This is a genomic window from Actinoplanes sp. NPDC049598 (genome assembly GCF_040675435.1).
In the GTDB taxonomy this organism is placed as follows: Bacteria; Actinomycetota; Actinomycetes; order Mycobacteriales; family Micromonosporaceae; genus Actinoplanes.
In genome coordinates this window covers 67,965-81,144 of sequence record NZ_JBFAOX010000034.1, presented here as the reverse complement: position 1 = coordinate 81,144, position 13,180 = coordinate 67,965, and the positions used below count along the sequence as shown (strand labels likewise).

Annotated in this window: 12 protein-coding genes; 7 read left to right on the top strand and 5 right to left on the bottom strand. The window is 72.9% G+C overall.

Annotated elements, in window-relative coordinates; all coding sequences use genetic code 11:
• Window positions 1-8 precede the first annotated feature (8 nt).
• On the top strand, window positions 9-443 hold the full coding sequence (locus AB0J66_RS44115; protein WP_364673802.1) for a GNAT family N-acetyltransferase: 435 nt from the start codon (window positions 9-11) through the stop codon (window positions 441-443).
• On the opposite strand, the gene AB0J66_RS44110 is transcribed toward AB0J66_RS44115, so the two are convergent.
• Entirely contained in the window at window positions 440-1,123 is a 684-nt protein-coding gene (locus tag AB0J66_RS44110) for a TetR/AcrR family transcriptional regulator (protein ID WP_364673799.1), read from the bottom strand. The two genes, AB0J66_RS44115 and AB0J66_RS44110, sit on opposite strands and share 4 nt — an antisense overlap.
• Window positions 1,124-1,203: 80 nt before the next feature.
• Here AB0J66_RS44110 and AB0J66_RS44105 point away from each other — a divergent pair, with 80 nt between their 5' ends.
• The gene (locus AB0J66_RS44105; protein WP_364673796.1) at window positions 1,204-2,031 is read left to right on the top strand and encodes an NAD(P)H-binding protein; all 828 of its coding nucleotides are present in this window, start codon (window positions 1,204-1,206) and stop codon (window positions 2,029-2,031) included.
• A gap of 79 nt (window positions 2,032-2,110) precedes the next feature.
• Here the strand turns inward: AB0J66_RS44105 and AB0J66_RS44100 are convergent, their stop codons facing one another.
• Window positions 2,111-3,262 (bottom strand): low temperature requirement protein A, encoded by a 1,152-nt coding sequence (locus tag AB0J66_RS44100; protein WP_364673794.1) that lies wholly within the window; start codon window positions 3,260-3,262, stop codon window positions 2,111-2,113.
• A gap of 77 nt (window positions 3,263-3,339) precedes the next feature.
• On the opposite strand from AB0J66_RS44100, the gene AB0J66_RS44095 reads away from it, so the two are divergent.
• The 4 genes from AB0J66_RS44095 to AB0J66_RS44080 are packed head-to-tail and all read left to right on the top strand — an operon-like array spanning window position 3,340 to window position 8,259.
• On the top strand, window positions 3,340-4,125 hold the full coding sequence (locus tag AB0J66_RS44095) for a type 1 glutamine amidotransferase (RefSeq protein ID WP_364673791.1): 786 nt from the start codon (window positions 3,340-3,342) through the stop codon (window positions 4,123-4,125).
• 3 nt (window positions 4,126-4,128) lie between these two features.
• On the top strand, window positions 4,129-7,110 hold the full coding sequence (locus tag AB0J66_RS44090; RefSeq protein ID WP_364673788.1) for a bifunctional [glutamine synthetase] adenylyltransferase/[glutamine synthetase]-adenylyl-L-tyrosine phosphorylase: 2,982 nt from the start codon (window positions 4,129-4,131) through the stop codon (window positions 7,108-7,110).
• The gene (locus AB0J66_RS44085) at window positions 7,107-8,024 is read left to right on the top strand and encodes a GIY-YIG nuclease family protein (protein ID WP_364673785.1); all 918 of its coding nucleotides are present in this window, start codon (window positions 7,107-7,109) and stop codon (window positions 8,022-8,024) included. The genes AB0J66_RS44090 and AB0J66_RS44085 overlap by 4 nt, the downstream gene beginning before the upstream one ends.
• 37 nt (window positions 8,025-8,061) lie before the next feature.
• On the top strand, window positions 8,062-8,259 hold the full coding sequence (locus AB0J66_RS44080) for a hypothetical protein (RefSeq protein ID WP_364673782.1): 198 nt from the start codon (window positions 8,062-8,064) through the stop codon (window positions 8,257-8,259).
• On the opposite strand, the gene AB0J66_RS44075 is transcribed toward AB0J66_RS44080, so the two are convergent.
• Window positions 8,234-9,265, bottom strand: coding sequence for a Glu/Leu/Phe/Val dehydrogenase dimerization domain-containing protein (locus AB0J66_RS44075; RefSeq protein WP_364673780.1), 1,032 nt, complete (start codon window positions 9,263-9,265; stop codon window positions 8,234-8,236). The two genes, AB0J66_RS44080 and AB0J66_RS44075, sit on opposite strands and share 26 nt — an antisense overlap.
• Before the next feature lie 111 nt (window positions 9,266-9,376).
• On the opposite strand from AB0J66_RS44075, the gene AB0J66_RS44070 reads away from it, so the two are divergent.
• Window positions 9,377-9,829: an Lrp/AsnC family transcriptional regulator gene (locus AB0J66_RS44070; RefSeq protein ID WP_364673778.1), complete on the top strand. Its 453-nt coding sequence runs from the start codon at window positions 9,377-9,379 to the stop codon at window positions 9,827-9,829.
• Here AB0J66_RS44070 and AB0J66_RS44065 read toward each other — a convergent pair.
• Entirely contained in the window at window positions 9,824-11,449 is a 1,626-nt protein-coding gene (locus AB0J66_RS44065) for an ATP-binding cassette domain-containing protein (protein WP_364673775.1), read from the bottom strand. The genes AB0J66_RS44070 and AB0J66_RS44065 overlap by 6 nt on opposite strands.
• 185 nt (window positions 11,450-11,634) lie before the next feature.
• Window positions 11,635-13,143 (bottom strand): hypothetical protein, encoded by a 1,509-nt coding sequence (locus AB0J66_RS44060; protein WP_364673863.1) that lies wholly within the window; start codon window positions 13,141-13,143, stop codon window positions 11,635-11,637.
• Between the last annotated feature and the right edge of the window lie 37 nt (window positions 13,144-13,180).

The window sequence follows — 13,180 nt, the reverse complement described above, 5'->3', positions numbered from 1 at the left end:
TGACCCTCATGGTCATCGATCTTGAACCGGTCACCGCCGGCAACTGGCGCGACTGCGCCGAGTTGGCGGTGCATCCGGATCAGCAGCGTTTCGTCAACGCCGTGACGTACTACCTCTGCCTGTGCACCTACGGCGGGCTGTGGAACCCGCTGGCCATCACCCGCGACGGCGCCGTCGCCGGGTTCGTCATGTGGGCGATCGACGACGACCGCAGCGCCTGGATCGGCGGCCTGGTGATCGGGCGGCAGCACCAGCGGCAGGGCATCGGCCACGCCGCCGTCCGCCAACTCCGCGAACGGCTGATCGCCGAGCCCGGCACCCCGAACGTCGCCCTGAGCTACGCCGCCGACAACACCGCGGCCCGGCATCTGTACCGCACGCTCGGCTTCCACGAGACCGGCGAAACGGAAGGCACCGAGCTCGTGGCCCGCTGGACGCCCTAGGCCCGGTCCATCCGGCGCAGCCACTCGTCGAGCAGCACCTTTTCGGCCGGGGTGAACTCGTCGCGCTCGGGCAGCGCCGCGCGCAAGGTGATCGCGGCCGCCTCGGGGCCGGGTTGGCGCCCGGCCGGCGCGTCGGTGGTGATGGCCGCGATGACGGCCTCGCGGGCGGCCACCGACAGCGCGATGCCGGAGCCTCCCGCGTCGGCGCCGATCAGCATCAGCGTCGTGCCCATCCCGGCCGCCCGCACCAGGGACAGAGCCAGATCTTCGGGTACCCGCAGCCGGCCCGCCGCCGCGATCCGGTGAATCTTGTCGGCCAGCATCGCCACCCCGGCGTCCATCGCCTCGGGCGACGGCGTGTTCGCCCCCGCGTACAGCAGGCGGTAGACGGCCGGGTTGGCCAGTCCCATCTCGACGTTCAGGTCCCAGCCGCGGCGCAGGTCGGCCACCGGGTCGTCGTCGGCCGGCTGGGCGCTCTTGGTGGCCAGGAAGTCGAGCAGCCCGCGGGTGGCGACCGCGTCGAGCAGGCCCTGCTTGTCGCCGAAGAGCCGATAGATGGTCGGCGGCTGCACGCCCGCGGCGGCGCTCACCGAGCGGGTCGAGACAGCTTCCTCGCCGCCCTCGCCGAGCAGCTTGAGGGCCGCGGCGAGGATCCGTTCGCGGGCGTCGTGTTCGGTCACGAATCAACGATAACAGGAAATTGCTTCCAACGGTATTATCGATGTTATGGTCTTGCTGTTTCCACTGTTAGGAGCAGATCATGATCATCGTTACCGGGGCGAGCGGCCGGCTGGGGCGTGCCGTCGTGGAACACCTGCTGGAGCTGGTGCCGGCCGAGGAGGTCGGGGTCAGCGTGCGTGATCCGGAGCGGGTCGCCGGGCTGCGGGCGCGAGGAGTTCGGGTGCGGCGGGGCGACTACGCCGGCCTCGGCCCGTCCATCGAGGGCGCGACGTCCCTGCTGCTGGTCTCGGCCCCGCTGCTCGGCGAGTCGCTGCTGACCACGCACGAAGCCGCGATCGAGGCGGCCGCGGCGGCCGGCGTGAAGCATGTCTTCTACACCAGCCACATGGGCGCCAACCCCGAGTCGCCGTTCCCGCCGATGCGCGGGCACGCCGCCACCGAGCGGATGCTGGCCGGGTCCGGGCTGTCGCACACCGTGCTGCGCAACGGTTTCTACGCCAACACGGTGTCCCGGCTGATGGGTTCGGCGCTGGAGTCGGGTGAGCTGCGCGTGCCCGAGGACGGCCCGGTGGCCTGGACCACCCACGAGGACCTGGCCGCCGCGGCCGCCCGCGTTCTGGTCGACGGCGCCGCCGGTGGTCCGACCCCGCCGCTCACCGGCCCGGCCGAGGTCGACATGGCCGAGGCCGCGGCGATCGCCTCGCGGGTCACCGGCCGTCCGATCCGCCGGGTGGTCGTGCCGGCGGACGAGTTCAAGCAGGGGCTGCCCGAGCCGACCGCGACGATGATGGCCGGCATGTTCGAAGCCGCGCGCCGCGGCGAGTTCCGGCCGGCCGGCCCGGCGCTGGCCGGCCTGATCGGCCGGCCGGCCACCTCCTTGGAGGACTACCTCAGGCAGGTCCTCTGACCGAGGCCCGCCGGCCCGCCGACACCGCCGTGGGCTGCCGGCGTTCCGGACAGCGGAAGGGCAGGGCGGCCGGCGTGGGCTAGGGCGCCGGGGTCCGGCCGAAGTCGCCGATGGCGGTCGAGCCGGATCTCTTGACCTCGGGGAGGTCCTCGATGATGGCGGTGGCCACCATGATGACCACGATCGTGACCAGCTGGGCGATCGCCGACAGGTGGCCCAGCGGGATGGTGGCCAGCACGACCGCCGCCCCGGCGAGCCGGTGGTAGACGCCGTGCAGGCGCAGCAACCTGAGGAAGACGGCGTGGCCCACCATGTAGAGGGCCACGCCGCCGCCCAGGGCGAGCGCCTGACCCCACTTGAGCGGATCCATCGCGTGGCCGACCGTCTTCTTGATGCCGACCGAGGCGATCAGGATGCCGAGCAGCATCGGGTAGTGGGCGTAGCCCCACGCGTTGAGGGCGAGCCGGGCCCGCCGCAGCGGGTTGTCGGTGTGGGCCAGGACGTGCTCGGCGCGCGCGTCGTCGCCGGCGAAGTAGAACCACCAGAAGTAGTAGGCGATGGCCAGGCCGAGCACGGCCACCAGCACCTCGTCCAGGCCGAGGTGCACGTCGCGGAAGCCCAGGCCGATCGCGATGATCGACTCGCCGATGGCCACGATCATGACCAGGCCGTGCCGCTCGACGAAGTGGCCGGCCGAGATGCGGTGCATCTCGATGTTGTGCAGGTAGCCGGTGGCGACCTGCAGCACCGGGGCCGCGATCCACAGCACGTGCCGCCAGGGCTCCGGCACCAGGCCGCCGGCCAGCACGAGCAGCGCGGCCAGGATGTTGAGCGGGGCCAGCAGCCGCATCGCCTGGGCCGCCTCCGGGCCGGCCGTGCGGAAGAGCACCGAGTGCACCACGTTGACGACCAGGTAGCTGGCGCCGAACAGCCAGCCGTACTCGCCGAACGCCTCCGGGATGGCCAGCGCCATCACCAGGAAGCCGGCCATGCCCACGAGCAGCAGGGTCCGCCGGGTGGTGCTGTTAGGGGCGACTGCGTTCGTCAGCCAGACATATCCGGAATACATCCACCAGACGACCAGCAGGATCAGCATGACGTTGCCGAACATCTCCCAGCCGAAGTCGTCGGCGAGAGTGTCGGCCAGCTGCGTGATCGTGAAGACGAAAACCAGGTCGAAGAAGAGCTCCAATGTCGACACGCGAATGCGCTGCGGCTCCGGGTCCGTCATGCCGAGCACCGTACCGGCGGAGGGCGCTTCGGCGCTGTCCGTGCTCGCCGCCCGGCGGGAAGGGTTAGCCTCGTCACGTGGCAACCGCACTTGTGATCGAGAACGATCCGACCGACGGCCCCGGGCGGCTGGGGGAGTGGCTGACCGAGGCCGGCCTCGAGCTGACCGTGGTCCGGCCGCATGCCGGCGACGAGCTGCCGGCCGAGCTCGACGGCTACTTGGCCCTCATCGTGCTGGGTGGCGACCAGACCGCGTACCCCCAGCCCGATGGCACCCCCGGTGCCCCCTGGTTCCCGGCCGTGGAGGGGCTGTTGCGCAAGGCCGTGCGCCACCGCGTGCCGACCCTCGGCGTCTGCCTGGGTGGTCAGCTGCTCGCACAGGCCCACGGCGGGCTGGTCGAGCGCAGCACGTCCGGCCCCGAGATCGGCCCCGGACTGGTCGGCAAGCGGGACGCGGCCGACACGGATCCGCTGTTCAAGTGGGTGCCGCTGCTGCCCGACGTGATCCAGTGGCACCGCGACGAGATCACCGAGCTGCCGCTCAGGGCCGTGCTGCTGGCCGCGTCCAGCCGCTACCCGCATCAGGCGTTCCGGCTCGGCGACCGGGCCTGGGGCGTGCAGTTCCACCTCGAGTGCGACGCCGACATGATCGAGCAGTGGGCCGCGCTCGACCGGGAGAGCATCGACGAGCTCGGCTACGACGCCGACGCCGTCGTCTTCCACACCGTGCAGATCCTGGCCGACGTCGAGGAGGTCTGGCAGCCGTTCGCGGCCCGGTTCGCCTCGCTCGCCCTCGGCACCCTGCCCGACGCCGACATACCGAACCCCGGCACCGGCCGCACCCTCCCGCTGCTCGGGCAGTAAACGGTGACCAGGCCCAGCCGGCTCGCCCGGTACGGCTTCGCCGACAACGGCGTGCGCGCCGCCGACCTGGCCGGCCCGAACGGGCTGCGGCTGTGGGACACCGAGGCCCAGGCGCCGGCCGGGGCGGACGCGGCCGAGCTGCTCACCTCGCTGTCGCGGGCGGCCGACCCGACGCTGGCCCTGCGCCAGCTGCACCGGCTGGTCGAGGCGGCCGGCCGGGCCGCGGCCCGGGTCAACGGCGGCCCGGTCACCGGGCCCGGCGGCGAGATCGCCACGAACGAGGCCACCGACGAGATCCTGGCGGCGCTGGCCCGCGACGCGGGGCTGCGCCGGCGGATGGTGGCCGTGCTGGGGGCGTCGTCGGCCCTCGGCGATCATCTGGTGGCCAACCCGGACGACTGGCGGGTGCTGGCCACCGGCCCGACCGGCCTGCCGCCCAACGCCGAGGGCGGCCTCGAGGTCGAGGGCGAGCCGAGCATCCCGGAGCTGCGCCGGGCCTACCGGGTGGCGCTGCTGCGGATCGCCGCGGCCGACCTGACCGGCGGGCGGGGGCTCGAGCCGACCATGGCGGCCCTGTCACGCCTCGCGGACGAGACGCTCGGGGCCGCGTACGGCATCGCCGTGGCCGCCCTGCCCCAGGAGCCCAGCCTGGCCGTGGTCGCGATGGGCAAGTGCGGCGGCAACGAGCTCAACTACGTCTCCGATGTGGACGTCATCTTCGTCGCCGACAGCGACGAGGACCTGAGCGCCGGCACCCAGGTGGCGGCCCGGCTGATCGAGATCTGCGGGCAGGTCGCGTGGCCGGTCGACGCGGCGCTGCGCCCCGAGGGCAGCCGCGGCCCGCTGGTCCGTACGCTCGCCAGCCACCAGGCGTACTACCGGCGCTGGGCCCGCACCTGGGAGTTCCAGGCCCTGCTCAAGGCCCGTCCGGCCGCCGGTGACCGGGCCCTCGGGCAGCAGTGGATCGACGACCTGGCCCCGCTGGTCTGGCAGGCGGCCGAGCGGCCGGAGGCGGTGGCCGACGTCCGCGACATGCGCCGCAAGATCATCGAGAACGTCCCGGCCCACCAGGTCGACCGCGAGATCAAGCGGGGGCCGGGCGGGCTGCGCGACATCGAGTTCGCGGTGCAGCTGCTGCAGCTCGTGCACGGCCGGGTCGACGAGACGCTGCGGTCCGGCGGCACCCTGCCCGCCCTGCGCGCGCTGGTCGCCGGTGGCTACGTCGGCCGCGAGGACGGCGAGACCCTCCTGCGCGGCTACCGCTTCCTGCGCAGCGTCGAGCACCGGCTGCAACTGCAACACCTTCGCCGTACGCACACTGTGCCGGACGATCCGGACGGCGTGCGCTGGCTCGCGGCCGCCCTCGGCTACACGGCGATGCCCGGCCGCGACGCGGTGAGCGCCTTCCGCTCGGACTGGGTGGGCCACGCCGCCCAGGTGCGCCGCCTGCACATCAAACTGCTCTACCAACCGCTGCTCGAGGCGGTGGCCCGGGTGCCGGCCGAGGCGCTGCGGATGACCACCGAGTCGGCCGGGCGCCGGCTCAAGACCCTCGGCTTCGCCGACCCGGCCGGGGCGCTGCGCCACCTGCAGGCGCTCACCGGCGGGGTCACCCGCACCTCGGCCATCCAGCGTCACCTGCTGCCGATGCTGCTGCAGGAGTTCGCCGACGCCCCGGAGCCCGACCGCGGCCTGCTCAACTACCGGCACGTCTCCGACAAGCTCGGCAGTACGCCCTGGTATCTGCGCCTGTTGCGCGACGGCGGCCCGGTCGCGTTGCGGCTGGCCCGGGTGCTGGGCCTCTCGCGGTACGCGACCGACCTGCTCACCCGCGACCCGGAGGCGCTGCGGCTGCTGGCCGACGACGCCGAGCTGCAGCCGCGCCCGCGCGAGTCGCTGATCGACGGTTTCGCCGCGGCCGCCGTCCGGCACGGCGACGACCCGGTCAAGGCCATCGCGGCCATCCGGGCCCTGCGCCGGCGCGAGCTGTTCCGGCTGGCCTGCGCCGACATCCTGAGCCGGGCCGAGGAGCTGGCCCCGGCCCAGCCGCTGGACGTCGACGCGATCGGCATCGCGCTCTCCGACGTCACCGACGCCACCCTCAACGCGGCCCTGACCGTGGCCCGGCGGGCCAAGCCGGGCCCGCCCGGCATGCGGTTCGCGATCATCGGGATGGGCCGGCTCGGCGGCTACGAGATGAGCTACCCGTCCGACGCCGACGTGCTGTTCGTCTATGACGGGGCCGACAACGGGTCGGCCGCCCTGGCCATCGCCGAGGAGCTGCGCCGGTCGCTGAGCGCGCCCGCGCCCGACCCCGAGCTGGGCATCGACGCCGACCTGCGGCCCGAGGGGCGACAAGGGCCACTCGTCCGCAGTCTGGCCGCCTACCAGCAGTACTACGCCCGCTGGTCGAAGGTGTGGGAGGCCCAGGCGCTGCTGCGGGCCCGTTTCGTCTGCGGCGACGAGACCCTCGGCCGCGAGTTCGAGCGGCTGGCCGACCCGATCCGCTACCCGGACGGCGGGCTCACCCGCGAGCAGGTCGTCGAGATCCGCCGGATCAAGGCCCGGGTGGAGGTCGAGCGCCTGCCCCGCAACGCCGACCCGCATACACACACCAAGCTGGGGCGCGGCGGGCTGTCCGACGTGGAGTGGGCGGTCCAGCTGCTGCAGCTGCTGCACGCGTACGCGGTCCCGGGTCTGCGCCGCACGAGGACGCTGGAGGCGCTCGACGCGGCGGTCAAGGCCAAGCTGGTCGACAAGGTCGACGCGGCGGCGATGGCGGCCGGCTGGACCCTGGCCGCGCAGGTCCGCAACGCCCTGACCCTGGTCCGGGGCCGCCCGACCGATCAACTGCCCCGCCACGGCGTCGAGCTGGCCGGCACGGTCCAGCTGCTCGGCGGCGGCGACCCGGGCGAGTTCGTCGACCGCTACCTGCGGCTGACCCGCCGCTCCCGGGCCGCGATGGAACGGGTCCTGGACTCTTGAGCCGCTCCCTCGTGCCCCGGCTGCCGGTGGCGCCCGGGGTCTACCGCTTCCGGGACGTACGCGGGCGCGTGCTCTACATCGGGCGGGCCACCGAGCTGCGGTACCGCGTCGGCTCGTACTGGACGGACCTCAAAGGTCGCCGCCACCTGGCCCGGATGGTTCCCCAGATCACCCGGATCGAGGCGCTGACCTGCGACTCCGTGCACGAGGCGGCCTGGCTCGAACGCAATTTGCTGGAGCGCTCGAAGCCGCGCTGGAACCGGATCCGCGGCGGCATGGAGGTGCCGTTCTGCATCCGGCTCACCGGCTCGTCGCTGCAGGCCGTGCACTGGCCACCGGTCTCGCAGGACGGCACGGTCTTCGGGCCGTACCTCGGCGGCACCCAGGCCCGGCTGGCCGTCGCCGCGCTCGACCGGGTGCTGCCGTTGCGCTACACCGACGACCGGCTCGGCGGCTCGGAACGGGACATGGCCGCGATCCGCGGGGTCGGCGCGGGCGACCGCGAACGCTTCGCCGAGCTGATCACCGGCGTCCTGCGGCGGCAGCCGGCCGAGGTGGCGATGCTGCGCGGCCGGCTGCGGGAGCTGCGCGACCGGGCCGCGGAACGCCTCGGCTTCGAGCTGGCGGCCCGCATCCAGCAGGAGCTCGAGGCGATCGACTGGATCGTGGCCGAGCAGAAGGTGACGACGCTGATCCCGGCCGGCGACGCCGAGGCATACGGCTGGGCCGGTGGGGTGTTGGTCCGGTTCCGCATCCACGGTGGCCGGCTGAGCGGTTGGGAGCAGCGGCAATGCTCCCTGACGGCGGCCCGGCCGCACCTGGACCGGACGCCGCCCGAGTGGCAGGCGTTCGCGGCCCGCAACGCCGAGCTGGCCGGTCAATTGGTCGCGGAGAGTGTTCCCACCGGCTCCTAGGGGTATGTACCTCTCGACAACCTTTGAGGAGCTCACCGTGATTTTCAGCCTGATTCGCCGTTTCGTCATCATGGCCGTCGCGATCCCGCTGGCCGCGGCCGGCTTCCGCAAGCTGAGCGACAAGCTCGAGGCCCGCAAGGGCCCGACCCGCACCACCCGCTACATGCGGCAGGGCGCCGACGTGCTGGCCGGGTTCGGCCGCCAGAGCTCTAAGAAGAAGCGCCGCTTCGCCTGATCCGGCGGCGGGCTTCGGCCGTCGCCGCGGCGGCCGGGGTGACACCTTCACGCTCGGCCGCCGCGAACACCCCGGCCAGCGTGGTGGCGATGCCGTCCAGGCGGGCGGCCACCTCGGCCGGGGTCTCGCGGTGGAGCTCGACGGCCGTGGCCCGGATGACGCCGCCGGCGCTGACGATCGGGTCGGGCGCCCAGAGGATCCCGCGCTCGTCCAGCAGGCCGGCGGTGCCCGGGGCGTCCAGTTGGTTGTTGGCCGGCCCGGCCACGGCCGCGCACCGCAGCGCGGGCACGGTGGCCGGGGTCAGGACACCACCCAGGGCCGCGGGGACCAGCACGTCGACCGCCGCCGTCAGGCACTCCTGCGGGCTGGTCCAGACGGCGCCGAGTTCATCGGCGAGCTGCCGGCGGGCCGGGTCGACGTCGCTGACCACCAGCTTGGCCCCCGCCTCGGCCAGGAGCCGGGCCACCCGCGAACCGACATGGCCCAGCCCCAGCACCGCGAAGCTCCGCCCGGCCGGCGCGGCGTCGCCGAACAGGTGGGCGCACACCGCGCGCAGGGCGGCCACCGTCCCGATCGCCGTGGCGGGGGAGGAGTCGCCACTGCCGCCCGCCTCGGCCGGGCGGCAGAAGACGTGGCTCGTCCGCTCGCCGATCGTCACCATGTCGTCCGGGCCGGTGCCGACGTCCGGTCCCGTCGCGTAAGTGCCACCGAGCTTTTCGATCACCGCGCCCACGTCGCGCAGCGCCGCGGCCCGATCGAAATCGGTCTCCGGTGGCGCTACGACCACCGTCTTGCCGCCGCCGTGGGGCATGCCCGCGAGCGCGCACTTCTCGGACATCGCGGCCGACAGACGGAGGGCGTCCTCGAGGCCGTCACGCCAGTCCGCGTACGGCTTGAGGCGGCACCCGCCCAGGGCCTGCCCCAGCGCCGTCGAATGGACGGCGACGACGATCGGCAGGCCGGACTCGGGACCACGGCGGATCACCACTCGCTCGTGCGGGAACATCAGCTTCCTCCGTACATCTGCATTGCTGTCTTGAGCGAAAGCTAGACGTCTGGCCGGGCCCGCAGCAGACTTGCCGAACGAAGTTCGGCGGAAGCCGGAAAGTGGGGGCTCGTGGACGACATTGATTCGGCGATCGTGCGGGAACTGCAGCAGAACGCCCGGCTGACCAACCGTGACCTGGCCCGCGCGGTTGGCATCGCGCCCTCGACGTGCCTCGAGCGCGTGCGGCTGCTGCGCGACCGCGGCGTGCTCACCGGGTACCACGCCGAGGTCGACCTGGGCGCGCTCAACCGGCACGTCCAGGCCTTCCTCCACCTGCAGGTACGCCCGATGAGCCGGGACGTCATCGAGAACGTCAAGGCGTACGTCACGGGCCTGCCCGAGGTGCTGGCGGTCTTCGTCGTGGCGGGCGGCGACGACCTGCTGGTGCAGGTGGCGGTGCCGAGCGTCGACGCCCTGCACTCCTTCCTGATGGATAAATTCAGTCAGCGGCGCGAGATCGTCGGTTTCCGCAGCTCGGTCATCTACCAGCACACGCGGAACCGCGTCATCGAGCCGCTATAGCTCCAGCCGGGGCCAGTCGGATAGATCGGCCAACAACTGGCGGTCGTGCGTCGCCACGATCACCGCGGCCGGCGTGGTCCGCAGCGCCTCGGTCAACTCGTCCACCAGCGCCGCCGACAGATGGTTGGTCGGCTCATCGAAGATCAGCACCTCCGGCCGCCCGGCCAGCTGCACGGCCAGGTCGAGGCGGCGCTGCTGCCCCAGCGACATCCGATCGACCGGCGTCCGCAGCGCCTCGCCGTCGAGTAGGCCGCACGCCGACCGTCCCGCGAGCACCTGCAAACCGGTCACTCCGGGTGGCCAATCCGGCACCTCCTGCCCGACCAGAGCGACCTTCCGGTGCCGCTGCACCGTCCCCTCGGTCGACGGCAGATGCCCCGCCAGCAGCGCCAACAGCGTCGACTTGCCGGCGCCGTTCGGCCCCGTCACCAACAGCCGGTCACCCCCGTCGACACTCACGCTGAGTGCCTGGTCCAGGCGACCTTCCAGCCGTACGCCGTACGCCCGCACCAAAGGCAAGCCCGGGCGCACCTCGATCGCCGGCCACGCCATCGCCGGCGGCGGCACCGGCGCGGTGACCTTGTGCGCCTCCAAGCTCTCCCGCTCCCGGTTGAGCGCCTGCACGATGCCCGGGGCCCGGCTCTGCCGCTTGTGCCGGCCGGTCCCCTTGGGCGGCCGCCATCCCGTGCTGAGCCGATCCCGCGCCTTGTCGACCGCCGCCGCGAGCCGCTCGTGCTCGGCCTGCTGCTCCTCGAAGTCCTGCTCCCACTTGGCCCGGCTGCGCCGCCGCCCCTCCTGCCAGCCGTCGTAGCCACCGGCGTAGACGCGGGGGTGCCCGTCCTCACTGGGATCGAGATCAAGGAACTCCTGGGCGACGTCCCGCAGCAACGCCCGGTCGTGGCTTACCAGCGCGAACCCGCCGCCGTGCTCCCGCAGCCGCCCGGTCAGGAACTCCAGGCCACCGGCATCGAGATGATTGGTCGGCTCATCGAGAAGCAGCAGGTCGTAGCGCGCCCCGAGCAGACAGGCCAGCCGCACCCGATACCGCTGCCCCACCGACAGCGTCCGCAACTCGCGCCCGCGATCGGTGCAGGCGCCCAACGCCTCGAGCGCGACATCGACCCGCCGCTCCGCATCCCAGGCGTCGAGCCGCGCCGCCCATTCGAGCGCCACCGCGTAGCGGTCCTCAGCGCTGGCCTCAGCGCTTTCGGCGAGGTCGGCGGTGGCTTGGTCCAGCGCGGCGAGGTCGGCGGCGGCTTGGTCCAGCGCGGCGAGGGCGGCGTGCGCGTCGCGCAGGGCTTCGGACGTGAGTGTGCCGACCGTGAGGCCGGGGCCGGCCGGAAGAGCCTGGTCGGCGAGGCCGACGCTGCCCACCCGGTGCACCTGACCGGTGTCGGGCCCGAGAAGACCGGCGAGCACACGCAGCAGGGTCGTCTTGCCCCGGCCGTTCTCACCGACGACGGCCAGGCGGGATCGAGCCGAGACCGTGACGGACACCTTGGTGAGCACCGGTCGTGCCCCGAGCACGACGCTGACGTTCTCGGCGCGCAGGTGCGCATGATCCCCGGCGGAAGATGACTGACCGGTCGCCGGGACCGGCGTGAAAGTACGCAAAGACACAGGAAAACTCCGCAGCTCGGAAAGAGAGCCGGGCAGCCTCGAAGAGCCGCTCCGGCCGGACGCCGAGACGGCGGGCAACAGAGAAAGAGGTGCGCCGCCGTCAGCGGCGGATGCGCAACCTCATGAACGCCATGCCTGTGTACATGGCGGCCACGCTACCCAGCGCTTCGGCCAGCGTCATCCGATTAACTGGCGAGCACGTAGCGGCCCGGCGCAGGGACCCGGACCCGTGTCCAGTCGCCGTCGCGCAGGACGTCGGCGTCGCCCGAGGCGGTCAGCCAGCGGTAGTAGCGGACCCGGAGCGCCACCTCACCGGCGGCCGGGGCGTCGAAGGTCACCGTGGTCGCGGTCTGCCCGACGAGAGTGGCCGGGCCAGCAACAAGCGGCCGCGGATCGCTCACCGCGTAGAGCCGCCAGTGCGAGTCGCTCCACACCTGCGTCAGGTAGGGAAGACCGGCGGTGACCATCTCGGCCTCCGGCCGCCCGGACCAGTTCAGCTCGGCGTCCGGTACGGCCACGAACTGGACAGCCATCTCGTCGAGCCAGCCCCGATAGCTCTCCGGCGTCAACTCCACCCCGGTCCCGGACGTGCCGGGGATCTTGGTGAAGAAGAGCGGATTACGGTCGATGTCCGCCTGCCGCAGCCACCCCCGAGCCAGCGGCACGTCACCCATGTGGGCCGCTTCCCAGTAGTCCCGCGTCGACGGAATCTCCACCCGCCCGGTCAGCCTCTCCTGCCCCAGCCGCTGCACCAGCGGCGCGAAGAAGCCCCGCTCCGCAGTCGGGTTCCCGATGTCCCGCACATCCCCGGTCACCACGGGCGGCTGCCACCAACAAGCCACCACCAGCAGAACCACCACCGCCCACACCGGCATGCCCTGCCACCGCCCACCCGCCGGGGTGGGGACTGGACGGCGGATCCGCCATGAAGGCCACGCGGCATAGCCGGCCAGCAGCGGCAGGGTGAACATCACCGCGAGGCGGGTCGCGTTCAGCCCCACCGGCGTGTGGATCAGCGCGGACACCAGCACACCCGCCGCCGACAGGACTCCGGCGATCCGCACCGGCCGGCGCGGTACCAGGACGGCCACGGCAAGGCTCGCCACGACGGCCCGGATGGTGTCGGTCCGGCTGATGTTCATCCAACCGCCGTCCCCGAAGAGGGACAGCGCCGCCAACGAGATTCCCGCCGGCACCGCCACCAGCAGCCCTCGCCGGACTGCGCCGTCCACCGCGAGCAGCCGGCCGCCGCCGAGGGCGAGGGCGACGCCGGCGAGGCCCAGGAACAAGCCGGCGACCGGGCTGGTGGCCCCCGCGAGCAAAGCCGGTACTACCGCTAGCCACGCCCGCCGCCGGGTCACCAGGACGAGGGCGGCAAGTCCGAAGAACACCCCCAGTCCGTACGTGACGCGACCGCTGACCAAGTTGCCGGCGATGCAGGCTGTGCCCACGAGCGCGCCGAGCCAGGGCCGCGGGGCGGCGGTGACGCGCAGCAGCACAGCGAACAGCACCGAGGCGCCGACAAGGGCCAGGACACCGGTCAGGCGTACGCCCAGCAGGGCCATGACCGGCTGCGACACCAAGCTGTAGCCGAGCTGGTCGACGCCGCCGTACCAGCGCAGGTCGACCGGCGTGTAGCCGTGATCGGCGAAGAACTCGGCCCGGGCCACCTGGGCCGCCAGGTCCGAGCCCATCGGGGGCAGCAGGAGGTACGCGGCACCGAGCACCGCC

What these genes read in the sequence shown, in the direction of transcription:
- AB0J66_RS44115 (WP_364673802.1), top strand. Translation starts at nt 9, where the DNA reads ATGGTCATCGATCTTGAACCGGTCACCGCCGGCAACTGGCGCGACTGC.
- AB0J66_RS44105 (WP_364673796.1), top strand. Translation starts at nt 1,204, where the DNA reads ATGATCATCGTTACCGGGGCGAGCGGCCGGCTGGGGCGTGCCGTCGTG.
- AB0J66_RS44100 (WP_364673794.1), bottom strand. Translation starts at nt 3,262, where the DNA reads ATGACGGACCCGGAGCCGCAGCGCATTCGCGTGTCGACATTGGAGCTC.
- AB0J66_RS44075 (WP_364673780.1), bottom strand. Translation starts at nt 9,265, where the DNA reads ATGTTCCCGCACGAGCGAGTGGTGATCCGCCGTGGTCCCGAGTCCGGC.
- AB0J66_RS44060 (WP_364673863.1), bottom strand. Translation starts at nt 13,143, where the DNA reads ATGGGCTCGGACCTGGCGGCCCAGGTGGCCCGGGCCGAGTTCTTCGCC.